This is a genomic window from Kitasatospora sp. NPDC001095 (assembly GCF_053598615.1).
Window position 1 is genome coordinate 21120 of the sequence record NZ_JBSFKQ010000049.1, and the last position, 22988, is coordinate 44107.

Below are 22988 nucleotides of genomic sequence, written 5' to 3' on the forward strand. Positions count from 1 at the left end.
GCCCGGGCCGAGTCCGCCGCGCCAGAGCGCGACCATCTCGGCGAGCGCCGGGTCGTACGCGGTGAGGCTCACGTCGCGGCCCTGCTCCAGCAGCCGACTGCCCGCGGCGGCCAGCCCGGTCACTGCCGTCAGCAGTCCGGCCGCCTCCTCGGGGTGAGGTAGACCAACAGGCCCTCGGCCAGCCAGACCGAGCGCCGCGCGGGGTCGAACCCGGCCGCGACCAGCCGCTCGGGCCACTGCGGGTCCAGCAGGTCGGCGGGCATGGGCGGTGCGCTCGACGCGCGGCACGGCACCGTCAGTTTCAATCACTGAACGTAACGAGACCGGGTAGCCGCCAACTATCGCTCACCATCGCCATCTATCGCTGACGGTCCCAGCGCGCCCGTCGAGCGGGGCGAACTGATGTCGGAAAAACAAGCAAGCATGATTGCTTTTTTCTCGGGGCGGTGCCACGCTGCTGGTCGGCGCCGCCCGCCCGAGGGTGCGCCCAACTCACCGGCAGGGGAGGCGCATTGGCGCGCGACGGCACGGTACTGCGGATCGGCAACGCCTCCGGGTTCTACGGGGACCGCTTCGCGGCGGTGCGGGAGATGCTCACCGGCGGGCCGCTGGACGTGCTCACCGGGGACTACCTGGCCGAGCTGACCATGCTCATCCTCGCCCGGGACCGCTTGAAGGACCCGTCGCTCGGCTACGCCAGGACCTTCCTGCGCCAGATGGAGGAGTGCCTCGGCCTGGCCCGGGATCGCGGCGTGAGGATCGTGGTCAACGCGGGCGGCCTCAACCCGGCCCGGCTGGCCGAGGAGTTGCGCGCGCTGGCCCGGCGGCTCGGCGTCGAGGCGGCCGTCGCCCATGTCGAGGGCGACGACCTGCTTCCGCGCCGCGCCGAACTGGGCCTGCCCGAAGGCCTGTTGGCCGCCAACGCCTACCTCGGCGGGTTCGGCGTCGCGGCCTGTCTGGCCGGCGGTGCCGACGTGGTGGTGACCGGCCGGGTGACGGACGCGGCGCTGGTCGTCGGCCCCGGGATCGCCCACTTCGGCTGGACCCCGCAGGACCTGGACGCCCTGGCGGGCGCCGTGGTGGCCGGGCACGTCCTGGAGTGCGGCGCCCAGGCGACCGGCGGCAACTACGCCTTCTTCCACGAGCACGACGTCACCCGCCCCGGCTTCCCGATCGCCGAGCTGCACGCCGACGGCTCCAGCGTGATCACCAAGCATCCGGGCACCGGCGGCGCCGTCACCACCGGCACCGTCACCGCCCAACTCCTGTACGAGACCGGCGGACCGCACTACCTCGGCCCCGACGTCACGGCCCGGCTGGACACCGTGCGGCTCACCGGGCAGGGCCCGGACCGGGTCCGGATCGACGGCGTGCGCGGCGAGGCCCCGCCGCCGACCCTGAAGGTGGGCCTCAACCGGCTCGGAGGCCACCTCAACGAGGTGGTGTTCGTCCTCACCGGCCTGGACATCGAGGCCAAGGCCGCACTCGTCCGGCGGCAGTTCGACGACGCCCTGCCGGCCGGTGCCCGCCCCGCCGAACTGCGCTGGACCCTGGCCCGCACCGACCACCCGGACGCCCCGACCGAGGAGGCCGCCTCCGCGCTGCTCCGGCTGGCCGCCCGGGACCCGGACCAGGCCAAGGTGGGGCGTGAACTCGGCAAGGCGGCCGTGGAGTTGGGGCTGTCCGGCTATCCGGGCTTCCACCTCACCGCCCCGCCGGGGCCGGGTTCGCCGTACGGGGTGTTCAGCGCCGCGTACGTCGACGCCAAGGCCGTCGAGCACACCGCCGTCCTGCCGGACGGCCGCCGGATCGCCGTACCGCCGCCGCCCGTCACCGGGCAGGCCCGCCCGGTGGAGGGCGAGCTGCCCGAGCCGCTGCCGGTCGGCCCGACCCGGCGGGCCCCGCTCGGCCTGGTGGCCGGCGCCCGCAGCGGCGACAAGGGCGGGGACGCCAACCTCGGCGTCTGGGCCCGTTCCGCGGACGGCTGGCGCTGGCTGGCGCACGCCCTCACCGTCGAGAAGCTGCGCGAACTCCTCCCCGAGACGGCGGAGTCGACCGTCACCCGGCACGTGCTGCCGAACCTGCGCGCGGTCAACTTCACCCTCACGGGACTGCTCGGCGAGGGCGTCGCCGCCCGGCACCGCTTCGATCCGCAGGCCAAGGCCCTGGGGGAGTGGCTGCGCTCCCGTCACCTCGACATCCCGACCACGCTCCTGGACAGCCCGGAGGCCCCGCTGTGACCGTCCTGACCACCCGCGTCGACCCGGCCGGGCCCGAGTACGCCGAGCACCGCGCCACGATGCTCGGCCGGCTCGCCGAGCTCGACGCCGAGCACGCCAAGGCGCTGGCCGGCGGCGGCCCCAAGTACGTGGAACGCCACCGCAAGCGAGGCAAGCTGCTGGCCCGTGAGCGGATCGAGCTGCTGCTCGACCCGGACTCGCCCTTCCTGGAGCTGTCCCCGCTGGCCGCCTGGGGGAGTGACCACCCGGTGGGCGCGGCGCTGGTCACCGGCATCGGCGTGATCGAGGGCGTCGAGTGCGTGGTCACGGCCAACGATCCGACGGTGCGCGGCGGCGCCAGCAACCCGTGGACCCTGCGCAAGGCCCTGCGGGCCAACGAGATCGCGCTGAACAACCGCCTCCCGCTGGTCAACCTGGTCGAGTCCGGCGGCGCCGACCTGCCCAGCCAGAAGGAGATCTTCATCCCCGGCGGTGCCCTCTTCCGCGACCTCACCCGGCTGTCCGCCGCCGGGATCCCCACCGTGGCCGTGGTGTTCGGCAACTCGACGGCCGGCGGCGCCTACGTGCCCGGCATGTCCGACCACACCGTGCTGGTCAAGGAGCGCGCCAAGGTGTTCCTCGGCGGCCCGCCGCTGGTGAAGATGGCCACCGGCGAGGAGGCCGACGACGAGTCGCTCGGCGGTGCCGAGATGCACGCCCGGGTCTCCGGCCTGGCCGACCACTTCGCGGTGGACGAGGCGGACGCCCTGCGGATCGCCCGCCGGATCGTCGCCCGGTTGGACCACCGCAAGCCCGGCCCCGCCCCGGATCCGTCCGCCGAGCCGCCGAAGTACGCCGAGGAGGAGCTGCTCGGCATCGTCCCGGGCGACCTCAAGGTGCCCTTCGACCCGCGCGAGGTGATCGCCCGGATCGTCGACGGCTCCGACTTCGACGAGTTCAAGCCGCTCTACGGCGGCAGCCTCGCCACCGGCTGGGCCCGCCTCCACGGCTACCCGGTCGGCGTCCTGGCCAACGCCCAGGGCGTGCTGTTCAGCCAGGAGTCCCAGAAGGCCGCCCAGTTCATCCAGCTGGCCAACCAGCGGAACACCCCGCTGCTGTTCCTGCACAACACCACCGGCTACATGGTCGGCAAGGACTACGAGCAGGGCGGCATCATCAAGCACGGCGCGATGATGATCAACGCCGTCGCCAACTCCAAGGTCCCGCACCTGTCCGTGCTGATGGGCGCCTCCTACGGGGCCGGCCACTACGGCATGTGCGGCCGCGCCTTCGAGCCGCGCTTCCTGTTCGCCTGGCCGAGCGCCAAGTCCGCGGTGATGGGCCCGCAGCAGCTCGCCGGAGTGCTGTCGATCGTCGCCCGGCAGTCCGCCGCGGCGAAGGGGCAGCCGTACGACGAGGACGCGGACGCGGCGATCCGGGCGATGGTCGAGCAGCAGATCGAGGCCGAGTCGCTGCCGGTGTTCCTCTCCGGCCGGCTCTACGACGACGGCGTGATCGACCCGCGAGACACCCGTACGGTGCTCGGCCTGTGCCTGTCCGCGATCCACAACGCGCCGGTCGAGGGCGCGAACGGCTACGGCGTCTTCCGCCTGTAAAGGACCCCCGAGACAATGATCACCAACCTGCTGGTCGCCAACCGGGGTGAGATCGCCCGCCGGGTCTTCCGCACCTGCCGGGAGCTCGGCATCGCGACCACCGCCGTCCACTCCGACCCGGACGCCGGGGCCCCGCACGTGCGGGAGGCCGACGCCGCCGTCCGGCTGCCCGGCGCCGCGCCCGCCGACACCTACCTGCGCGCCGACCTGATCGTCGGGGCCGCGCTCGCCGCCGGGGCCGACGCCGTCCACCCCGGGTACGGATTCCTCTCCGAGAGCGCCGAGTTCGCCCGGGCGGTGCTCGACGCCGGCCTGGTCTGGGTCGGCCCGCCGCCGGCCGCGATCGCCGCGATGGGCTCCAAGACCGCCGCCAAGCGGCTGATGGCCGAGGCCGGGGTGCCGGTGCTGGGCGCGCTCACCGAGCCCACCGAGGCCGACCTGCCGCTGCTGGTCAAGGCCGCGGCGGGCGGCGGCGGGCGCGGCATGCGCGTGGTGCGGAGCCTGGCCGAACTCCCCGGCGCGCTGGCGGCCGCCAGGGCCGAGGCGGCCAGGGTCTTCGGCTCGGACGAGGTCTTCTGTGAGCGCTACCTGCCCGCCGGACGCCACGTCGAGGTCCAGTTGCTGGCCGACGCCCACGGAACCGTCTGGGCGGTGGGCGACCGTGACTGCTCGCTCCAGCGGCGCCACCAGAAGGTGATCGAGGAGGCCCCGGCCCCCGGCCTGCCGGCCGAGGTCCGCGCCGACCTGCACGCGGCGGCCCGCAGCGCGGCCCGGGCGATCGACTACACCGGCGCCGGCACCGCCGAGTTCCTGCTCGCCGAGGACGGCCGGTTCTTCTTCCTGGAGATGAACACCCGGCTCCAGGTCGAACACCCGGTCACCGAGGCCGTCACCGGACTGGACCTGGTGGCGCTGCAGCTCGCCGTCGCCGAGGGCGCCGCGCTGCCGCCCGAGCCCCCGGCCTCCCGCGGGCACGCGATCGAGGCCCGGCTCTACGCCGAGGACCCGGCCAGGGACTGGCAGCCCGCCACCGGCACCCTGCACCGGCTCGAACTGACGCTCCCGTACCAGGAGTTCACCAGTACCGGTGCCAGTGCCAGTGCCAGTGTCGGAGCCGGAGCCGGTGTCGGAGCCGGAGCAGAAGCCGGAGCCGGAGCCGGAGCGGGCACCGGACTGCGGCTGGACTCCGGCGTGGCCGCCGGCAGCGAGATCACCCCGCACTACGACGCGATGCTCGCCAAGGTGATCGCCTGGGCGCCCACCCGCGCCGCCGCCGCCCGCCGGCTCGCCGACGCGCTCGCCCGCGCCCGCCTCCACGGCCCGGCCACCAACCGGGAACTGCTGGTCCGCGCCCTGCGCCACCCGGCGTTCCTGGCCGCGGACCTGCACACCGGCTTCCTGACCGAGCACTCCGCCGAGCTCACCGCCCCGGACACCAAGGGCGCCGACCGCGCCGCCCTGGCCGCCGCCCTCGCCGACGCGGCCGGCCGCCGCGGCGCCCTGCCCTCCGGCTGGCGCAACCTGCCCTCCCAGCCGCAGCTCAAGCGCTACCGGGCCGAGGACGGCACCGAGTCGGCCGTCCGCTACCGGCTCACCCGGGCCGGCCTGCTGGCCGAGGACCACCCGGGCGTCGAGCTGGTCGAGGCCGCGCCGGACCGGGTCGTGCTGTCCGAGGACGGGCTCCGCCGCACCTACCACGTCACCCGGTACGGCGACCGGGTGCACGTCGACACCCCGGCCGGCTCCGCCGCGCTCACCGCCCTGCCGCGCTTCCCCGACCCCACCGTCCGCCCCGATCCCGGCGCCCTGCTCGCCCCGATGCCCGGCACCGTCGCCCGGGTCGTCGCCGCCGTCGGGGACACCGTCACCGCCGGCCAGCCGCTGCTGGTGCTGGAGGCGATGAAGATGGAGCACCGCATCGCCGCCCCGACCGACGGCACCCTCGTCGAACTGCGCGCCGCCCCCGGCCGCCAGGTCGAAACCGGCACCCTGCTGGCCGTCGTCCAGCCCACCGAAGCCTGAGGAAGGACCCCGCATGTCCACCATCGGCAGTCAGCTCCTGGAGACCCCCGAACGCCAGGCCCTGCGCCGGGCCGTCGGCGACCTCGGCCGCCGCTACGGCTCCGCCTACTACCTCGCCAAGGCCCGGGCCGGCGAGCCCGCCGACGAACTGTGGGCGGAGGCCGGCAAGGCCGGCTACCTCGGCGTCAACCTGCCCGCCGAGTACGGCGGCGGGGGCGGCGGCATCACCGACCTCGCCATCGTCCTGGAGGAGCTCGGCACCGCGGGCTGCCCGCTGCTGCTGCTCATCGTCTCCCCGGCGATCTGCGGCACCGTGATCGCCCGCTACGGCACCGAGGAGCAGAAGCGCCGCTGGCTGCCCGGCCTGTCCGACGGCAGCCGCCGGATGGCGTTCGGCATCACCGAACCCGACGCCGGCTCCAACGCGCACCGGATCTCCACCGTCGCCCGCCGGGACGGCGAGGACTGGGTGCTGACCGGCCGCAAGGTCTTCGTCTCCGGCATCGACCACTGCGACGCGGTGCTGTTCGTGGCCCGCACCGAGGACGCGCGGACGGGCAAGCTGAAGCCCTGCCTGTTCGTCGTCCCGCGCGAGACCCCCGGCTTCGAGTACCGGGCGATCCCGATGGAGCTCGTCGCCCCGGAGAAGCAGTTCCAGGTCTTCCTGGACGACGTGCGACTGCCCGCCGACGCCCTGGTCGGCGACGAGAACGCGGGCCTGCTCCAACTGTTCGCCGGCCTCAACCCCGAGCGCGTCCTCACCGCCGCGTTCTCGCTCGGCCTCGCCCGCCAGGCCCTCGGCAAGGCGGTCGAGTACGCGAAGACCCGCACCGTCTGGTCCACCCCGATCGGCGCCCACCAGGGCCTGGCCCACCCGCTGGCCCAGTGCGCGGTGGAGATCGAGCTGGCCCGGCTGATGACCCAGAAGGCCGGACTGCTCTACGACGCCGGCGAGGACCTCGCCGCCGGGGAGGCCGCCAACATGGCCAAGTACGCCGCCGGCGAGGCCGCCGCCCGGACCGTCGACCAGGCCGTGCAGACCCTCGGCGGCAACGGCCTGACGCAGGAGTACGGGCTGGGCGCGCTGCTGGCCGCCACCAGGGTCGGCAGGGTCGCCCCGGTCAGCCGGGAGATGGTGCTCAACTACGTGGCCCAGCACACCCTCGGGTTGCCCAAGTCGTACTGAGTCTCGACGTCGCGAACGGACGTGCGGACACCCTCGCACCGGTCCCGGTCCCGGTGGCCGGTGCGACGGTCCGCGGTCGGGGGGAGGCCCAGGGGCGCGCGGGTACGGTGCGCACCGCCGCGTCGGGCGCCCCCCGGGAGCAACCCGCGCCACACGAGGTCCCGCACGGGTTCCCCACAATGGCCGAGCCAGGCCCCCGACTGTCCGTATGCTCCTGAACGTGCCCCGCACGGAACTGTTCGCCGGTTTTGTTGCTACGTCAACTTCCTTACTGGAGGCTCACCTTGGTGTTCCGCAGCGAGTTCCCCGACGTTCCGGTGGTCGACCTGCCGATCCACGAAGCGGTGCTCGGCGCCGCGGCGAGGCACGGCGACCGCCCGGCCCTGATCGACGGCGTCACCGGCGACATCGTCACGTACGCCCAACTCGCCGTCACCGTCGAGCGGATGGCCGCCGGCCTGGCCGACACAGGCGTCCGCAGCGGTGACGTCGTCGCCCTCTTCAGCCCCAACTCGACCGCCTACCCGATCGCCTACTACGGCGCGAGCAGGGCCGGCGCCACCATCACCACGGTCTCCTCCTTCGCCACGCCCACCGACCTGGCCGGCCAGCTGAGCGACAGCGGCGCCCGCTGGCTGGTCACCGTCTCCGCCTTCCTGCCGACCGCCCGTGCGGCCGCCGAACTCCTCGCCGAGCAGGGCCGCCCGCTGGCCGAGATCTTCGTCCTGGACGGCGCCGAGGGCCACCGCTCGCTCACCGACCTGGTGACCACCACCGCCCCCGTCCCCGAGGTCGCCGTCGACCCGGCCGAGGACATCGCCGTGCTGCCGTACTCCAGCGGCACCACCGGCCTGCCCAAGGGCGTCATGCTCACCCACCGCTCGATCGCCACCAACCTCGCCCAGTGCGACGCCCTCTACCGCCCCGCCGAGGGCGAACGGGTGCTCGCCGTCCTGCCGTTCTTCCACATTTACGGCCAGGCCGCGCTGCTCAACCAGCCGCTGCGCTGCGGCGCCACCGTCGTCGTGCTGCCCCGCTTCGAGCTGGAGCAGTTCTGCCGCACCGTCCAGGAGCAGCGGGTGCAGGCGCTGGTGGTGGCCCCGCCGATCGCCATCGCGCTCGCCCGGCACCCGATCGTCGACCAGTACGACCTCTCCTCGGTCGAGTACCTGCTGTGCGCCGCCGCCCCGCTCGACCGCGAACTCGCCGACGCCTGCGCCCGGCGCCTGGGCCTGCCGCACCTGCTCCAGGGCTACGGCATGACCGAACTCTCCCCGGTCAGCCACGTCGTCTCCCCGCGCGAGGGCGACCCCTCGCCCGGCTCCGTGGGCCGGATGCTCCCCTCCACCGAGCTGCGGATCGCCGCCCTGGACGGCTCCGACGGCGACCTCGGACCCGACGAGCGCGGCGAGCTGCTGATCCGCGGCCCACAGGTGATGAAGGGCTACCTCGGCCGCCCCTCCGAGACCGCCGCCGTGGTCGACGCCGAGGGCTGGCTGCACACCGGCGACGTCGGCTTCGTGGACGGACGCGGCTACCTGCACATCGTCGACCGGGTCAAGGAACTGATCAAGTACAAGGGCTACCAGGTCGCCCCCGCCGAGCTGGAGGCCGTCCTGCTCGGCCACCCGCAGATCACCGACGCCGCCGTGATCGGCGTCCGGGACGCCGAGGGCACCGAGTGCCCCAAGGCCTTCGTGGTCCGCGCCCCCGGCAGCACCCTCACCGAGGACGAGGTCACCGGGTACGTCGCCGGGCAGGTCGCCCCGTACAAGAAGGTCCGCGTCGTGGAGTTCGTGGACACCGTCCCCAAGTCCGCGGCCGGCAAGATCCTCCGGCGCGAACTGCGCGCCCGCGAGGCCGCCCGCGCCGCCGTCCGCTGACCGGCCCCAGGCGCCCCGGCGGCCGCGGACCCGCACCCGTCTGTGAGGATCTTCCTGCCGCGCCCCGACCGGGAGCCGCCGCGCCCCGACCGGAACAGGAACCGCCCGCCGTCATGACCAGCCACCCCGCCGCCCGCACCCCGCAGCAGGACCGCAGCCGAGCGACCAGGGCCCGGCTGCTGGCGGCGGCCGTGGACTGCCTGGCCGAGCTCGGCTGGCACGGCTCCACCGTCGCCGTCGTCGCCGAGCGGGCCGGGGTCTCCCGGGGCGCGGCCCAGCACCACTTCCCGACCCGCGAGGACCTCGTCACCGCGGCCGTCGAGCACGTCACCGCCGAGCGGCTGGCCGCCGTCCGCGCCCACGCGGACGAGCTGCCGGCCGCCGGACCGGACCGCACCCGCGCCGTCGTCGACATGATCGTGCGCCTCTACACCGGCCCGCAGTTCCGCGCCGCCCTGCACCTGTGGACCGCCGCCGCCACCGAGGAGTCGCTGCGTGAGCGGATCATCGCCCTGGAGGGACACGTCGGCCGCGAGGCCCACCGGGCCGCCGTGGAGTTCCTGGACGCCGACGAGAGCCGCCCCGGCGTCCGCGAATCGGTGCAGGCCACGCTGGACCTCGCCCGCGGACTGGGCCTCGCCAACCTGCTCACCGACGACAGCCACCGACGTTCCGGAGTGATCCGGCAGTGGGCGGGCGTTCTGGAGAGTACGCTGCGGCCGGTACGCCCATGACGCCCGTACACCCGGAGCGGCCGGAGGCCCTGACCAAGGGGTCGCCGGGCGGCCGATGTCCGTGCAGTCTGGAGAAGAACCCGGCCGGCACGGACCGCGTGGCCCAACCGGCCGGGCACGAGCCGAACCGGGGTGCTGCCTGATCATGCACGGACACGAGTGGGACGCTACCGACGCCGCCGACCCGGCACCGGGCGGTACCCCGGGCCGCCCCGAGGGCGCGCGCCCCGAAGGCCACCGGCTCGTCCCGTTCGCGACGGCGCTGCTCCAGGGCGACGGACTGATCCTGCACTGGAACGAGGACGCCGAGGCCCTCCTGGGCTACACCGCCGAGGAGGCCGTCGGCAGCTACGCCGCCCAACTGCTCACCGACGAGTCCGACCGCACCGAGGTGCTCGACCTCTTCCAGCGGATCATGAGCGGCACCGGCTGGTCCGGTGTCTTCCCGGTCCGCCACCGCGACGGCCACAAGGTCGACCTGGAGTTCCGCACCTACCCGATCGCCGGCCCGGTCGGCACCCTGCTGCTGCTCGCCACCGCCTCCGACACCCGCGCCCTGCACGCCGTCGAGGCCGACCTCGCGGTGCTCGACGGCATCTTCGACCGCTCGCCGATCGGCATGGCCGTCTACGACACCGAGCTGCGCTACGTCCGGATCAACGAGGCACTCGCCCGGATGAACGGGGTGCCGGTCGCCGCCCACCTCGGCCGCCGGATACCCGTCGTGCTGCCCGGCATCAACAGCGCCGAGATCGAGCAGATCATGCGCCAGGTGCTCAAGACCGGCAAGCCCGTGGTGGACGCCCGCTCGCACGGCAGGGTCCCCGGCGACCCCCAGCGGGACCGCGCCTGGTCCGCCTCCTACTTCCGGCTGGAGGACTCCACCGGCCGCATCTTCGGCGTCTGCTCCTCGATCATCGACGTCACGGAGCGCTTCCAGGCCGAGGCCCGCGCCGCCCGCGCCCAGGAACGGCTCTCCACCATCGCCGAGGCGACCGCCCGGATCGGCACCACCCTCGACCTCCAGCGCACCGCCGAGGAGCTGATCGAGGCCGTCGTCCCCCGGTTCGCCGACTTCGCCACCGTCGACCTGCTGGAGCCGGTGCTGCGCGGCGCCGAGCCCACCGCGATCCCCTCCGACCGCAACATCACGCTGCGCGCCGTCGCCGTCGGGGAGTCCTACGAGACCGGCCTCGCGCACGCCGTGGACGTGATAGGCGAGACCTCCGAGTACGCCCCCGACCGCAGCTACGTCCAGTGCCTGCGCAGCGGGAAGCCGCTGCTGCGCGCCCAGGTGGACGAGGAGGCGCTGCGCGGACTGGTGGCCAGCGAGGACCGGGTGGCCCCCGGCATGGCGGCCGGCATCCACTCGTACCTGATGGTGCCGATCACCGCCCGGGGCATGGTGCTCGGCGGCTCCGAGTTCATCCGGATGCGCAACCCCCAGCCGTTCACCGCCGCCGACGTCGCCCTCGCCGAGGAACTGGTCGCCCGCACCGCGCTGGCGCTCGACAACGCCCGGCTCTACCGCCGCGAGCGGGAGACCGCCCTGACCCTCCAGCGCAGCCTGCTGCCGCAGGAGGTGCACCGCACCCTTGGCCTGGAGATCGCCTACCGCTACCTGCCCAGCAGCGTGGTCAGCGAGGTCGGCGGCGACTGGTTCGACGTGGTGCCGCTGTCCTGCGGGCGGGTCGCCCTGGTGGTCGGCGACGTGATGGGCCACGGCATCCGGGCCGCCGCCACCATGGGCCAGCTGCGCACCGTCGCCCGGACCCTCGCCACCCTCGACATGCCGCCCGAGCAGGTCCTCACCCGACTGGACGAGACCGCCTCGGGAATCGGCGAGGGCCAGTTCGCCACCTGCATCTGCGCGGTGTACGACCCGCTGGAGCGCACCGTCCAGGTCGCCTCGGCCGGACACCTGCCGCCGGTCCGGGTCGCCCCCGACGGCACCGCCACCCGGGTGGACGTGCCGCCCGGGGTGCCGCTGGGCGTCGGCGGGGTGGCCTTCGAGTCGATCGAGTTCACCATCCCCGAGGGCGGCATGGTCACGCTCTACACCGACGGCCTGGTCGAGCGGCGCGGCCAGGACCTGGACGCCGGGATCGACCAGCTCGCCCGCACCCTGGCCGGCCCCGGCCGGACCCTGGAGGAGAGCTGCGACGCCGTCCTCGCCGCGCTGGTCACCGACGGCACCGAGGACGACATCGCGATGATCATGGCCCGGGTGCTGCCGCTGCCCGCCGACCGGATCGCCAGCCTGCCGCTGTCCGGCGGCGGCCGGCTGCCCGGCAGAGCCCGCCGCTTCACCCGCGCCACCCTCGCGGCCTGGGGCCTGTCCGCGCTCACCGACTACGCCGAACTGCTGGTCAGCGAGCTGGTCACGAACGCCCTGCTGCACGCGGACGCCCCACGCCGGCTGAGACTGTTCCGCGACCGGGTGCTCACCGTGGAGGTCTCCGACGCCGGCGGCCAGACCCCGCAGCTGCGCCCGTTCGCCGAGCAGGACGAGGGCGGGCGCGGGATGTTCCTGGTCAGCGAGCTGGCCCAGCGCTGGGGCAGTCGGCTCACCCGGGACGGCAAGGTGGTCTGGGCGGAGCTGGAACTGCCCTTGGGAACCTCGTAGGAACGACCGTTCCGCGGACGGGAACGGCCGTTCCCCAGGGGGAAACGGCCGTTCTCATCCGTTCTCGGGCGCCCTTGCGGGCCCCTACGCGTCGACCTTCGGCTGGACGGCCGGTGCGTCGACCGTGCCCCCCGCGCCGGTCTGCGCCCCGGCGCTCCGCCCGGAGAGCCCGCGCAGCATCCGCCAGGCCATCACGGCCGCACCGACCAGCAGCGCGGCGGCCAGCAGTCCGGCGCTGTTCATGCCGTGGACGAAGGACTCCCGGGCGCTCGCCAGCAGCGGCTGGGCGAGCTCCGGCGACAGGCCCCGGGCCGTCTCGACGGCCGAGCCCAGCGACTCGCCGGCCCGGGCGGCGGCCGTCGGGTCCGTCCCGGCCGGGACGGCCAGACCGCTCGCGTACATCGAGCCGACCACCGAGCCCACCACCGCGATGCCGAGCGCGGTGCCCAGCTCGTACGCCGTCTCCGAGACCGCCGAGGCGGCGCCGGCCTTGTCGGCGGGCGCGGCGCTCAGCACCAGGTCGGCGCCGAGCGTGTAGACCACGCCCTCGGCCGTCCCGACCAGCAGGAAGGAGGCGGCCAGCAGCAGGTAGGCGGTGTCCTGCGACAGCCAGCCGAGCGCGCCCACGCCCAGACCCATCGCCAGCAGACAGGCCGTCAGCGCCTTGCGGGCGCCGAAGCGCCGGGCGATCGCGGCGGTCAGCAGTCCGCCGGCCACCGATCCGGCGAAGGCCGGCAGCTCGGCCAGGCCCGCCTGGAGCGGCTGGTAGCCGCGGACCAGCTGGAGGTACTGCGAGACCACGAAGATCACGCCGGAGAGTCCGAGCAGGGAGATCAGCGAGGCCGAGACGGCCGCGGTGAACCGCCGGTCGCGGAACAGCCGGACGTCGAGCAGCGGGGTCTCCAGCCGCAGCTGGCGGCGGACGAAGGCGAACAGCGCGGCGGCGCCCAGCACGAACGCGACCGGCACGTCCCAGCGGTCCACGCCGTGCGCGGCGGCCTCCTTGACCGCGTACACCACGCCGATCACACCGGCCATCGACAGGAACACGCTCAGCACGTCCCAGCGGCCCGGCTTCGGGTCCTTGGACTCCGGCAGCAGCCAGGCGCCGGACACCAGCAGCAGGATCAGCACCGGGATGTTCATCAGGAACACCGAGCCCCACCAGAAGTGCTCCAGCAGCACCCCGCCGACCACCGGCCCGAGGGCGGCGCCGGCGGTGGCCGCCGCACCCCAGATGCCGATCGCGGTGGCCCGCTCCCGGTCGTCCGGGAAGAGCCCGCGGATCAGCGAGAGGGTGGAGGGCATGATCGTCGCCCCGGCCACGCCGAGCAGCGCGCGGGCCAGGATCAGCCAACCGGCGCTCGGCGCGTACGCGGCCAGCAGCGAGGCGGCGCCGAACGCGGCGGACCCGGCCAGCAGCAGCTTCTTGCGGCCGATCCGGTCGCTCAGGGCGCCCATGCTGACCAGCAGGCCGGCCAGGACGAAGGAGTAGGAGTCGCCGATCCAGAGCAGCTGGGTGCCGCTGGGGCGCAGGGTCTCGCTGATCGACGGGATGGCGAGGGAGAGGACGGTCGCGTCCAGGGCGACCACGGTCACGGCCAGGACGAGGACGGCGAGGCCGGTCCAGCGCTGGCGGGCGGTCAGGGTGCTCACGCTCCCGCCCCGCTTCGCTCGGCAGGCGCTTCGCACGCTGCGCGCCTCGTGATGATTCGCTCGCTTCGCTCACTCATGGTTTATCGGTGTCCGGCCTGTGGTCGGCGGTGCTGTGGGTGGGGTGGGGGTGCTGTCGGCGACGGGAGCGGTGCGGGCGTCCGGTCTGCGCAGCGCGCCGCCGAGGAACAGCTCGGCGAGCGAGAAGGCGGCGTCGCGCGGGGCGAGCCGGCCGTCCTGGATGGCCCAGCCGACGCCGGCCACCAGGTCGAAGAAGGCCTCGCTCAGCCAGGCGGCGCTCAGCTCGATGCGGAACACGCCGTGCTGCTGGCCGCGCAGGAAGAGCGCGTGCAGCCGGGCGATCTGGACCTCCCAGAGGTCGTTGATGTCGTCGTGCTCGTAGAGCTGGTTCTCGCCGGCCAGGAAGGCGCAGAGCGCGGCGTCCGGGACGGAGGCGTCCACCAGGCGGCGCAGCGCGGCCTCGGCGTCACCCTGCTCGACCTCGGCGGTGTCCAGCGCGGTGGCGAACCGGCGCAGTCCGAGCAGGCCGATCTCGCGGATCAGCGCGTCGCGCCCCGGGAAGAGCCGGTGCAGCGTGGCGCGGCTGATCCCGGCGGCGCGCGCGATCTCGTCCAGGTGGGCGGTCGGGCGGCGGGAGAGCACGCCGACGGCGGCTTCCAGGACGGTGTCGCGATCGGTGGCCATGAGTCGAGTCTAGTTCATGTGAGACATGGATGTCTCATTATTGATTTCCGGCTCTCAGATGAGGCGTCGGAGATCAGAGTCCGGGCAGCAAAAAACCGGGGACGGCGGGTGTACCGTCCCCGGTTCCGGGGTGTCGCGGTCGCGGCTCTGCTCGGCCCTGTCGCGGCGGCTCAGCTCTGGTTGTAGAAGCCGGTGTCGTCCATCGGGCGGTCGATCACCATGACCTCGACGTCGGCCGGGGTGAGCAGGAACACCCGCTTGGCGATCCGCTCGATGCCGCCCCTGGTGCCGAAGATGAGCCCGGAGGCGAAGTCGACCATGCGCTTGGCCTCGGCCTCCTCCATTTCGGTGAGGTCCATGACCACCGGGGTGCTCGCCCGGATGTGCTCACCGACCGTCCGGGCCGCCTCGAAGCCCGTCGGCCGCAGAGAGACGATCTTCGCGGGCGCGGGGACGGCCGGAGCCGTCTCCTGATCGATCCACTCGTCGTCGTACACCGCGGCCGGGTAGTTCCCCGAGGGCATCAGCCACCCGTTGTGGTGCTCGTCGCGAAGTGCTCCCATGCCGCGCCTCCCTGCCTCGTCCCGTCCTGGTCCCCCGGGGGCGCGTGCCGTTCTTGACACGTCATCCACTCGTCGGAACTGTCCGAGTATCGCACTGTTCACCGGTCCCGTGCCCGCTCGCAACCCCCGTACGAGTCGTGCCGCGCCGGAAACCCGGGCGAACCCGGGCACTCCCACTGACGCGGCGCAGCGTCGTACGGTTGCGCGCGTTGACCTTATCGGTCACCGTCACGGCGTATTTGACCTTCTGTCAACAATGCGGAAACGATTTCACCCGCGGCGTCACTCGCCGGTCGCACCGTCGATCAATTCGCGCAGAAGATCCGCGTGGCCGTTGTGTCGCGCGTACTCCTCGATCATGTGGGTGAGGATCCAGCGGAGCGTCACCGGCTCGCCCCGGCGCGGCTTCTTGCCGACGGTGTCCAGCGGCAGGCCGGCGGCGGCGCCGCGGGCGGCCTCGACCTCGGCGCGCCAGGTGGCGAAGTCGGCCGCGACGTCGGCGGTGTCGACGTCGTCGAAGTCGCCGTCCTCGTTCTCCTTCGTCCAGAAGTGGCCGTTGGTGGTCTCCCGGCCGAGCAGGACGGACTGGAACCAGTACTGCTCCACCTCGGCCATGTGCCGGACCAGGCCCAGCAGCGAGAGGTTGGACGGCGGGACGGAGCGCAGCCGCAGCTGGTCGTCGGTCAGGCCCTCGCACTTCAGCGCGAGGGTGTCGCGGTGGTAGTCGAGGAAGGCGGTCAGGGTGGCGGCCTCGTCGGCCGTCGTCGGCGGGTCCACCCGCGGGTCCGGTTCGATCATGCGTGCCATCCTGGCGTCCGGCCGCGCCCGGGGCGAACGATTTTCGCCGCGGAGCCGCGGAGCCGCGAGTCGCCGCGCCGTGATGGCCTGCTCGCGCCGGGTTCAGCCCGCCGTCGCCCGGCGGCGGGCGCGGGCCGTCCGCCACAGGCCGACCACGCTGCCCAGCACCAGCAGCGCGATCACCCCCGCCGACAGCAGGAAGGCCGCCGAGCCCGGCCGGCCCGCGCTGGCCGCCGCCGTGACGTACACCGCGGTGGTCGGCACCACGCCGATCGCGGTGGCCAGCACGAAGGGCAGGAAACGGACGCCGGAGAAGGCCGCGCCGTAGTTGGCGGCCTGGAACGGCATGCCCGGCAGCAGCCGCAGCACCAGCACGCTGCGGAAGCCCTGCTCGGTGAACCGCCGGTCCAGTGTCCCGAGCACCTTGCCGCGCAGGTACGGGCGCAGCGCCTCGCGGCCGAGGCCCCGCCCGAGCACGAAGGCCAGGGCGGCGCCCACCGTGGTGCCGAGCACCGCCAGCAGCACGCCCAGCTGGATGCCGAGCAGCAGCCCGGCCGCCGCGTTGAGCGCCGGCCGGGGCACGAAGGCGAGTGTCCCCACCGCGTAGACCAGGGCGAACAGGGGGCCGAACCAGTACCCCGGCATCCGCTCCGCCAGCCCGCCGGACAGCAGCTCCGTCGGGCTCCACAGCAGCAGCGACCCGGCGGCCGCCGCGAGCACCACCACCAGCAGGGCGAACCGCCACCAGGGCGAACGCGACGGGACGGCGGCGGGCACCGGCGGCGCGACCGGCGGCGCGGGCAGGGCCACGACGGGCGGCGCGGGAACGGCATCGGGCTCGAACACCGCCCGAGCCTAACCGGTGCTCGGGCCCCGCCCGCGCCGGGTCCCGGCTCAGCTGTACGGGCTCTTCTCCGGGTTGTAGTGCCAGTACTGGTTGTAGGCGCCCGCGAGGTACTTCCACTGGATCACCGGGGTGCCGTTGTCGATGACGCCGCCGGAGACGTCGAGGACCAGGCCGCTGTTGGCGTTCACGATCCGGCGCGGGGTGCCGGGGTGGCTGGCCGGCGGGTCGCTCCACTGCTGGTTGCGGCCGCCGTTGCAGCTCCACTGGCTGGCCTGGACGCCCGGGGCGGTGCTGAAGGCGGCGATCTCCAGGCACTTGCCGCTGTGCAGGTTGATCCAGCCCTGGGCGGTCTGGGTCCACTTCTGGTTGTCGCCGCCGGTGCAGGTCCAGATCCGGACCGGGGCGCCGTTGTCGGTGCGCCAGTCGGCGACCTCCAGGCAGAGGTCGTTCGTCCCGGCGTACATCCCGGTGCGGATCTCGGCGGGTCCGAAGTCGGCGGTGGGGGAGGTGGTGGTGGCGGTGGCGGGCGGGGCGGTGAGGGCCACCGCCGCGGTGGCGAGGACGGCGGCGGCGACGGAGAGACGGGCTCTGAGGGGCATCTGTTCGACCTCCGTGGTCAGTGCACCTGGCGCGGCCGGACGAGGAATCCCAGCAGTCGTTGCCAGGAGTCCCGGGCCGCGTCGGCGTGTTCGACAGCGGAGAGTTCGAAGAAGTTGTGCGGGGCGCGAGGATATTTGACGAACTCGTGCGGGCAGCCGGCGGTGGTGAGGGCCGCGTCGAAGGCCGCGACCGTGTCCGCCGGGATGTGCTCGTCGGCGCCGCCCCAGAAGGCGAGGATCGGGGCGGTCAGCTCCCCGGCCAGCTGGGTGGGCCCCGGGGCGCCGTTGATGGCGTCCGGGTAGCCGTAGTAGCCGACGGCGCCGGCCAGGCCGAAGCGCGGTGCGGCGGTGCGGAAGGCCTGCCGACCGCCGAAGCAGAAGCCGAGCGCGACCACCTCGGCGGGCCCGACGGCGCGCAGCCGGGCCAGGGCGGCGGTGATGTCGGCGTCCAATCCGTCGGGGGTGAGCGCGAGCAGGTGGGGGAGCAGGTTCGGCAGTTCGCCGAATTCCGCCGGGCGCTTTTCCGGGAATGCGCCGGCGGTGCGGCCGTAGTAGTCGAGGACGAGCGCCGGGTGGCCCTGTTCGGCGAGGCGGGCGGCGGTCTGCCGGTAGAACGCGGAAAGGCCCTTGTTGTCCGGCAGGACGAGCACGCCCGGCCCGGTGGCGATCTCCGGGCGGGCCAGGAAGGCGCCGAAGCGGGTGCCGTCGGCCGAGGTGAGGACCAGTGGAGCGGCCTCGGCCAGCGGCCACGGGGCGGGGGTGAAGGCGGGCGGGGCGGCGTCCGGGTCGTAGCACACGGGGAATCCCTCTCGTGGAACACGAAGAACCGCCGGGCGCGGTTGCGCCCGGCGGTTCGAGACCTTAGTCGGGAATTCCCTCGGGAATTCACCATCGTATCGCGGGGAGATCTTTTCCGGAAGTCCTTTCCGGTGACGGTGTGGTCACGTTTTCACTGGTCACGTTTTCACCGGTCCCGCTTTTGCCGGAGGCGTTTTTCCGGCGGTGCTTTCGCGGTCGGGATTCCGCTCGGCCAGCCGCAGTGCCCCGGCGCTCAGCAGCAGGGCGCAGGCGAGCGCGGTGACCAGCCCGAAGGAGACGGTCAGCGAGGTGGCCTGGGCGAGGGCGCCGATGACCGCGGGGGCGATCAGGCCGGAGGTGTAGGTGACGGTGGCGACGCCGGCGATGGCCTGGCTGGGATTGGTGCCGATCCGGCCGGCCGCGGCGAAGGCGAGCGGGACGATCACCGCGATGCCGATGCCGATCAGGCCGAAGCCGGGGATGGCCAGGGCCGGGCTGTCGGCGGCGACCACCAGCAGGCCGCCGGCGGTGGCGACGGCGCCGCCGACGCGGGTGGTGCGGACGGCGCCGAGGCGGCGGATCACCGCGTCCCCGGCGAGCCGGCTGACCGCCATGGTGAGCGAGAAGGCGGTGTACGAGGCGGCGGCGACGGTGGCCGAGGCGCCGGTGACGTCCCGCAGGTAGACGCCGCTCCAGTCCATCGAGGCTCCCTCGGCGAAGACCGCGCAGAAGCCGACCAGCCCGATCACCAGCGAGCTGCGCGGTGGCAGGGCGAACCGCGGCGGCTCCTCCGCGCCCTCGTGCGCCCGGATGTCCGGCAGGCCGCGGCAGACGGCCTGGGCGAGGACGAGCAGGACCGCCGCGGTGACGGCCAGTTGGAGCCGGGCGTCGAGGTCCAGGTGGGCGGCGAGGATGCCGAAGGGGGAGGCCAGCAGGCCGCCCGCGCTCCACATCCCGTGCAGCCCGGACATGATCGAGCGGCCGAGTCGCTCCTCGATCTCCACGCCCTGGGCGTTCATCGCCACGTCCGCCATCCCCGAGGTGGCGCCGTACGCCAGCAGCGCCACGCACAGCGCCGGCAGCGAGGGGGCGAGCGCGGGCAGGGCGAGGGCGAGGCACCAGAGCGAGAGCAGTCCGCGCACCGCGGCCCGGCCGCCGTAGCGGTGGACGAAGCGGCCGGCCAGCGGCATGGCGAGGGAGGAGCCGATGGCGGGCATGACCAGGGCCAGTCCGAGCTGGCCGGCCGAGAGGTGGAGGTGGTTCTGGATCCAGGGGATGCGGGTGACGAAGCTGCCGGTGACGGCCCCGTGCACGCAGAAGACCAGGGCGATGCTCGCCCGGGCCCGGCGCGGTGCGGTCAGCGGCTCCGGTGGTGGTGTGGTGGTCCCGGTCATGCGGTGTCCCTCCCGGTCGCGCGGCGCGGGCGCGACAGTGCCCTTGACGGTCGATAAATTATCAGGGAGGGATCCTGATAGAAAGGCTCTGGAAGGATGATCTGCCATGACCACCGCGCGTACGGCCACGCCGAGCACCGCCCGGGCGATCAACGACCGGCTGGCGCTCAACCTCCTGCTCGAACAGGGGCCCCTCACCGCGACCGAGCTGCGCGACCTCACCGGCCTGTCCCGGCCGACCGTCGCCGACCTGCTCGAACGCCTCCAGCGCACCGGCCTGGTGGCCGTCGTCGGTGAGCGCGGAGAACAGCGGCGCGGCCCCAACGCCCGGCTCTACGCGCTGGTCGCCTCCCGGGCGCACCTCGCCGCCGTCGACGTCCGCTCCGGCGGCGTCAGCCTGGTCGTCGCCGACCTGGCCGGGCGCAGCCTGGCCACCGCCGAGGTCCCGGTCGACGGGGACGGCGGGCCGGACACCACCGGGGCGATCGTCGCCACCCTGTTGGAGACCGCCCGCGGCGTCGGCGTCGAGCGGCTGCACACCGTCGCGGTCGGCGCCCCCGGACTGGTCGACCCGGCCACCGGGCGGCTGCAGAGCACCGGCAAGCTCCCCGGCTGGCACGCCGAGCTCCTCGCCGCGCTGCAGGAGCTGCCCGGCACCGAGGTGATCCTGGAGAACGAGGTCAACCTGGCCGGGCGCGCCGAGTACCGGGTCGGCGCCGCGCGCGATCGCGACACCTTCGTGCTGATGTGGCTCGGCCACAGCGTCGGCGCCGCCGTGATCCTGGACGGCCGGCTGCGCCGGGGCTTCTCCGGCGGCACTGGCGAGATCTGCTTCCTGCCCGTCCCCGGCACCGTCGGCCTGCCCAGCGCCGACAGCTGCGAGGGCGGCTTCCACGGCCTGGTCGGCAGCGCCGCGATCTGCGCGCTGGCCCGTGCCCACGGACTGCCCGCCGACCGGGCCGGGGACGCCTCCGCCGCCGAGGCCGCCGTACGGGCCGCCCTGGTGGCCGGCCCGGAAGGCGAGGGCTTCCTGGACGCGCTGGCCGAGCGGATCGCACTCGGCGCGGCGAGCGTCTGCGTGGTGCTGGACCCCGGCTGCGTGGTGCTCGGCGGCGAGGTCGGCCGGGCCGGCGGGCCGGAGCTGGCCGGCCGGGTCGAACGGCGGCTGGCCCTGCTCTCCCCGCTGAGCACCGAGGTGCGGGCCGGTACGGCGGGCGGCGGCGCGGTGCTCGCGGGCGCGGTGCTCACCGCCGGCGACGCGGTGCGGCGCGATCTCTTCGGCGAGCCGTGACGGCCCTCGCGTGACCGTCCGTGCCGTCGGTACGGCAGGATGGCGCGGGGGCGCACGCCTCCCGATCCCGAACCACCGTCAGGAGACGCACATGGGCCAGCCCGAGGCGCCGGCCAACCCGTACCGCATCGGCGAGGCCGCGGCGCTGCTCGGCGTCAGCGCCGACACCATGCGGCGCTGGGTGGACGCCGGGCGGGTCGCCGCCGCGCGGGACGAGAACGGGCACCGGATCATCCCGGGGGCCGAGCTCGCCGCCTTCGCCCGGGAGCTGGCGCGGCCGGAGAACGCCGAGACGGAGGGCCGGCCGTCCTCGGCCCGCAACCGCTTCCCTGGGATCGTCACCGACGTGGTGCTCGGTGACGTGGCCGCGCAGGTGGAGATCCAGGCCGGGCCGTTCCGGGTGGTGTCGCTGATCAGCCGGGAGTCGGCGGAGGAGCTGAACCTGGTGCCCGGCGCGCCCGCCACGGCGGTCATCAAGTCCACCAATGTGATGATCGAACGGCGCTGACGCTCCCCGCAGGAGCCGTCGCACCGAGTCGCCGCAGGAGTCCCGCACGAGTCCCCGCAGGACTCGCCGCAGGACCCCCGTCACGAGTCCTGGAACCGAACGAGAGGCCCCGGATGCCACCCCAGCACCTGCCGACCACCCAGAGCGCCGTGCTCGCGATCGAGGCCGTGGCCGCCAGGCACGGCCGCACCGTCCGCGCCCAGCACGACATCGGCCGCGACCGGACCTTCGCCGGGCTGGTCGGCCCGGACGGCCCGGGCGACGAACTCGACGGGGCCTGCGGCACCATCCCGCACGAGGCGCTGCTGGAGTTCGACGGCAGCCCCGCCGTCACCGTCCGGCTGTTCACCCACGACGAGGTCACCGTCACCGTCGAGGGCATAGCCTTCGACGTCGACCGCGACCGCGTCCCCGGCTTCCTGAACGCCGTCTGGTCCGACCTGGCGCACGTCAAGGCGCGCACCTTCCCGCCGTCCACCACGCTGATCGTCACCGTCCCCGGGGAGCCGAGCCACCGCGAGGACGTCGGCGTCCGCGACCTCACCCCGTGGCTCGCCGGAAGGATCCGATGAACGCCGCCGCCAAGCCGCTCGCCGTCGCCCACCGCGGCGACCCGTTCCGCTTCCGCGAGAACACCCTGCCCTCCGTCGAGTCCGCGTTCGCCGCCGGGGCCGACGCCGTCGAGGTGGACGTCCAGCTCACCCGCGACCGGGTGCCCGTGCTGCTGCACGACCGCACCCTGGACCGGCTCTGGGGCGACCCGCGGCCGATCGACCGGGTCACCGCCGAACAGCTGGAAGAGCTGCGCCAAGGCCCGCTCGCCGTCCCCACCCTCGCCGAGGCGGTCAAGGCGGTGGCCGCCGTCGAGGGCCGCCGGCTGCTGATCGACCTGGACGACGCCCGGCCGGCCGCGGCCACCTGGGAGGTGGTCACCGGCCTCGGCGCCGAACGGGCCGTCGCCTTCTGCGGCCCCACCACCGCCATGCTCGCGGTGCGCGAACTCAGCCCCGACGCCGAGATCGCGCTCACCTGGAAGCAGCTCCGGATGCCCGTGCGCGCCCTGCTGGACGACCTGCGCCCGCGCTACCTCAACCCGCCGTTCGGCCTGGTCACCCCCGACTTCACCGCCGCCGCGGCGGACGAGGGGCTCGCCGTGGCCACGTGGACCGCCGACCTGCGCCGCACCATGCGCCGACTGCGCGACACCGGCGTCGCCTCCATCACCTCCAACCGGATCGGCGTGCTGCGCTCGGTGCTGGACGGCCGCCGGTGACCGACCCGGTCCTCGGGCGGCGGGCGCTCGGCCGGGGCCTGCCGGCCCGCCGGCACCTGCTCGCCCGCACCGACCCGGCGCCCGCCGCGCTGGTCCACCACCTCGGTGGCCTCCGGGCCCAAGCCGTACCCCGACCGCCCTCCGTCCTCCCGTTCGCGCCGCCGCGCCGGGCCGATCGGCGGGCGGCGGAGGCCGAGGCGGAGCGGGTGCCGGCCTTCGCGGGGGCGGGCGGCGGCGGGTCCGTGCGGTTCGGGGAATCCGGGTAGCCCGTTC

General features: G+C 74.3%; 21 protein-coding genes. 12 read left to right on the forward strand and 9 right to left on the reverse strand.

The genetic code is table 11. From position 1 onward, the window contains the following. Positions 1 to 128 precede the first annotated feature (128 nt). Entirely contained in the window at positions 129 to 263 is a 135-nt protein-coding gene (locus ACWDBB_RS29415; RefSeq protein ID WP_449792486.1) for a class I SAM-dependent methyltransferase, read from the reverse strand. Between the two features lie 249 nt (positions 264 to 512). Between ACWDBB_RS29415 and ACWDBB_RS29420 the strand changes: the two genes are divergently transcribed. From ACWDBB_RS29420 to ACWDBB_RS29450, 7 genes are all read left to right on the forward strand, one after another. Beyond that, a complete protein-coding gene (locus ACWDBB_RS29420; protein ID WP_449792487.1) occupies positions 513 to 2240 on the forward strand; it encodes an acyclic terpene utilization AtuA family protein in 1728 nt (575 codons plus the stop codon). Beyond that, positions 2237 to 3835 carry an acyl-CoA carboxylase subunit beta gene (locus ACWDBB_RS29425; RefSeq protein WP_449792488.1) on the forward strand — a complete coding sequence of 533 codons (1599 nt, stop codon included), beginning with the start codon at positions 2237 to 2239 and terminating at the stop codon, positions 3833 to 3835. Before ACWDBB_RS29420 ends, ACWDBB_RS29425 begins: the two co-directional genes overlap by 4 nt. A 15-nt stretch (positions 3836 to 3850) precedes the next feature. Continuing rightward, positions 3851 to 5857: an acetyl/propionyl/methylcrotonyl-CoA carboxylase subunit alpha gene (locus ACWDBB_RS29430; RefSeq protein WP_449792489.1), complete on the forward strand. Its 2007-nt coding sequence runs from the start codon at positions 3851 to 3853 to the stop codon at positions 5855 to 5857. A 13-nt stretch (positions 5858 to 5870) separates the two neighbouring features. After that, positions 5871 to 7043 carry an acyl-CoA dehydrogenase family protein gene (locus ACWDBB_RS29435; protein ID WP_449792490.1) on the forward strand — a complete coding sequence of 391 codons (1173 nt, stop codon included), beginning with the start codon at positions 5871 to 5873 and terminating at the stop codon, positions 7041 to 7043. A 284-nt stretch (positions 7044 to 7327) separates the two neighbouring features. Further along, a complete protein-coding gene (locus ACWDBB_RS29440) occupies positions 7328 to 8926 on the forward strand; it encodes an AMP-binding protein (RefSeq protein ID WP_449792491.1) in 1599 nt (532 codons plus the stop codon). 113 nt (positions 8927 to 9039) lie between these two features. Then, positions 9040 to 9660, forward strand: a complete 621-nt coding sequence (locus ACWDBB_RS29445; RefSeq protein ID WP_392871252.1) for a TetR/AcrR family transcriptional regulator — start codon at positions 9040 to 9042, stop codon at positions 9658 to 9660. Positions 9661 to 9805: 145 nt separating this feature from the next. Then, positions 9806 to 12286, forward strand: coding sequence for a SpoIIE family protein phosphatase (locus ACWDBB_RS29450; RefSeq protein ID WP_449792492.1), 2481 nt, complete (start codon positions 9806 to 9808; stop codon positions 12284 to 12286). 84 nt (positions 12287 to 12370) lie between these two features. Here the strand turns inward: ACWDBB_RS29450 and ACWDBB_RS29455 are convergent, their stop codons facing one another. The 8 genes from ACWDBB_RS29455 to ACWDBB_RS29490 form a co-directional block, all read right to left on the reverse strand. Continuing rightward, positions 12371 to 13942 (reverse strand): MFS transporter, encoded by a 1572-nt coding sequence (locus ACWDBB_RS29455; RefSeq protein WP_449792493.1) that lies wholly within the window; start codon positions 13940 to 13942, stop codon positions 12371 to 12373. 69 nt (positions 13943 to 14011) lie between these two features. Then, positions 14012 to 14644: a TetR/AcrR family transcriptional regulator gene (locus ACWDBB_RS29460; RefSeq protein ID WP_449792494.1), complete on the reverse strand. Its 633-nt coding sequence runs from the start codon at positions 14642 to 14644 to the stop codon at positions 14012 to 14014. 170 nt (positions 14645 to 14814) lie between these two features. Beyond that, positions 14815 to 15207: a cell division protein SepF gene (locus tag ACWDBB_RS29465; protein ID WP_449792495.1), complete on the reverse strand. Its 393-nt coding sequence runs from the start codon at positions 15205 to 15207 to the stop codon at positions 14815 to 14817. 282 nt (positions 15208 to 15489) lie between these two features. Then, positions 15490 to 16005, reverse strand: a complete 516-nt coding sequence (locus ACWDBB_RS29470; RefSeq protein ID WP_449792496.1) for a DinB family protein — start codon at positions 16003 to 16005, stop codon at positions 15490 to 15492. Between the two features lie 102 nt (positions 16006 to 16107). Continuing rightward, positions 16108 to 16851: a TVP38/TMEM64 family protein gene (locus ACWDBB_RS29475; protein ID WP_449792497.1), complete on the reverse strand. Its 744-nt coding sequence runs from the start codon at positions 16849 to 16851 to the stop codon at positions 16108 to 16110. 48 nt (positions 16852 to 16899) lie between these two features. Further along, entirely contained in the window at positions 16900 to 17451 is a 552-nt protein-coding gene (locus tag ACWDBB_RS29480) for an RICIN domain-containing protein (protein ID WP_449792498.1), read from the reverse strand. Between the two features lie 17 nt (positions 17452 to 17468). Beyond that, on the reverse strand, positions 17469 to 18248 hold the full coding sequence (locus tag ACWDBB_RS29485) for a dienelactone hydrolase family protein (RefSeq protein ID WP_449792499.1): 780 nt from the start codon (positions 18246 to 18248) through the stop codon (positions 17469 to 17471). A 159-nt stretch (positions 18249 to 18407) separates the two neighbouring features. Then, positions 18408 to 19643: an MFS transporter gene (locus ACWDBB_RS29490; RefSeq protein ID WP_449792500.1), complete on the reverse strand. Its 1236-nt coding sequence runs from the start codon at positions 19641 to 19643 to the stop codon at positions 18408 to 18410. A 106-nt stretch (positions 19644 to 19749) separates the two neighbouring features. Here ACWDBB_RS29490 and ACWDBB_RS29495 point away from each other — a divergent pair, with 106 nt between their 5' ends. The 5 genes from ACWDBB_RS29495 to ACWDBB_RS29515 all read left to right on the forward strand — a co-directional run bounded on the left by ACWDBB_RS29495 (position 19750) and on the right by ACWDBB_RS29515 (position 22981). After that, the gene (locus ACWDBB_RS29495) at positions 19750 to 20934 is read left to right on the forward strand and encodes an ROK family transcriptional regulator (protein WP_449792501.1); all 1185 of its coding nucleotides are present in this window, start codon (positions 19750 to 19752) and stop codon (positions 20932 to 20934) included. Between the two features lie 91 nt (positions 20935 to 21025). Continuing rightward, positions 21026 to 21442, forward strand: coding sequence for a TOBE domain-containing protein (locus tag ACWDBB_RS29500; RefSeq protein WP_392871285.1), 417 nt, complete (start codon positions 21026 to 21028; stop codon positions 21440 to 21442). Between the two features lie 113 nt (positions 21443 to 21555). Beyond that, positions 21556 to 22014, forward strand: coding sequence for a hypothetical protein (locus tag ACWDBB_RS29505; RefSeq protein ID WP_449792502.1), 459 nt, complete (start codon positions 21556 to 21558; stop codon positions 22012 to 22014). Beyond that, positions 22011 to 22715: a glycerophosphodiester phosphodiesterase gene (locus ACWDBB_RS29510; protein ID WP_449792503.1), complete on the forward strand. Its 705-nt coding sequence runs from the start codon at positions 22011 to 22013 to the stop codon at positions 22713 to 22715. The genes ACWDBB_RS29505 and ACWDBB_RS29510 overlap by 4 nt, the downstream gene beginning before the upstream one ends. Beyond that, positions 22712 to 22981, forward strand: a complete 270-nt coding sequence (locus tag ACWDBB_RS29515) for a hypothetical protein (RefSeq protein WP_449792504.1) — start codon at positions 22712 to 22714, stop codon at positions 22979 to 22981. Before ACWDBB_RS29510 ends, ACWDBB_RS29515 begins: the two co-directional genes overlap by 4 nt. Positions 22982 to 22988 lie beyond the last annotated feature (7 nt).

What these genes read in the sequence shown, in the direction of transcription:
- ACWDBB_RS29480 (WP_449792498.1), bottom strand. Translation starts at nt 17,451, where the DNA reads ATGCCCCTCAGAGCCCGTCTCTCCGTCGCCGCCGCCGTCCTCGCCACC.
- ACWDBB_RS29490 (WP_449792500.1), bottom strand. Translation starts at nt 19,643, where the DNA reads ATGACCGGGACCACCACACCACCACCGGAGCCGCTGACCGCACCGCGC.
- ACWDBB_RS29415 (WP_449792486.1), bottom strand. Translation starts at nt 263, where the DNA reads ATGCCCGCCGACCTGCTGGACCCGCAGTGGCCCGAGCGGCTGGTCGCG.
- ACWDBB_RS29495 (WP_449792501.1), top strand. Translation starts at nt 19,750, where the DNA reads ATGACCACCGCGCGTACGGCCACGCCGAGCACCGCCCGGGCGATCAAC.
- ACWDBB_RS29460 (WP_449792494.1), bottom strand. Translation starts at nt 14,644, where the DNA reads ATGGCCACCGATCGCGACACCGTCCTGGAAGCCGCCGTCGGCGTGCTC.
- ACWDBB_RS29445 (WP_392871252.1), top strand. Translation starts at nt 9,040, where the DNA reads ATGACCAGCCACCCCGCCGCCCGCACCCCGCAGCAGGACCGCAGCCGA.
- ACWDBB_RS29470 (WP_449792496.1), bottom strand. Translation starts at nt 16,005, where the DNA reads ATGATCGAACCGGACCCGCGGGTGGACCCGCCGACGACGGCCGACGAG.
- ACWDBB_RS29450 (WP_449792492.1), top strand. Translation starts at nt 9,806, where the DNA reads ATGCACGGACACGAGTGGGACGCTACCGACGCCGCCGACCCGGCACCG.
- ACWDBB_RS29430 (WP_449792489.1), top strand. Translation starts at nt 3,851, where the DNA reads ATGATCACCAACCTGCTGGTCGCCAACCGGGGTGAGATCGCCCGCCGG.
- ACWDBB_RS29505 (WP_449792502.1), top strand. Translation starts at nt 21,556, where the DNA reads ATGCCACCCCAGCACCTGCCGACCACCCAGAGCGCCGTGCTCGCGATC.
- ACWDBB_RS29500 (WP_392871285.1), top strand. Translation starts at nt 21,026, where the DNA reads ATGGGCCAGCCCGAGGCGCCGGCCAACCCGTACCGCATCGGCGAGGCC.
- ACWDBB_RS29510 (WP_449792503.1), top strand. Translation starts at nt 22,011, where the DNA reads ATGAACGCCGCCGCCAAGCCGCTCGCCGTCGCCCACCGCGGCGACCCG.
- ACWDBB_RS29465 (WP_449792495.1), bottom strand. Translation starts at nt 15,207, where the DNA reads ATGGGAGCACTTCGCGACGAGCACCACAACGGGTGGCTGATGCCCTCG.
- ACWDBB_RS29435 (WP_449792490.1), top strand. Translation starts at nt 5,871, where the DNA reads ATGTCCACCATCGGCAGTCAGCTCCTGGAGACCCCCGAACGCCAGGCC.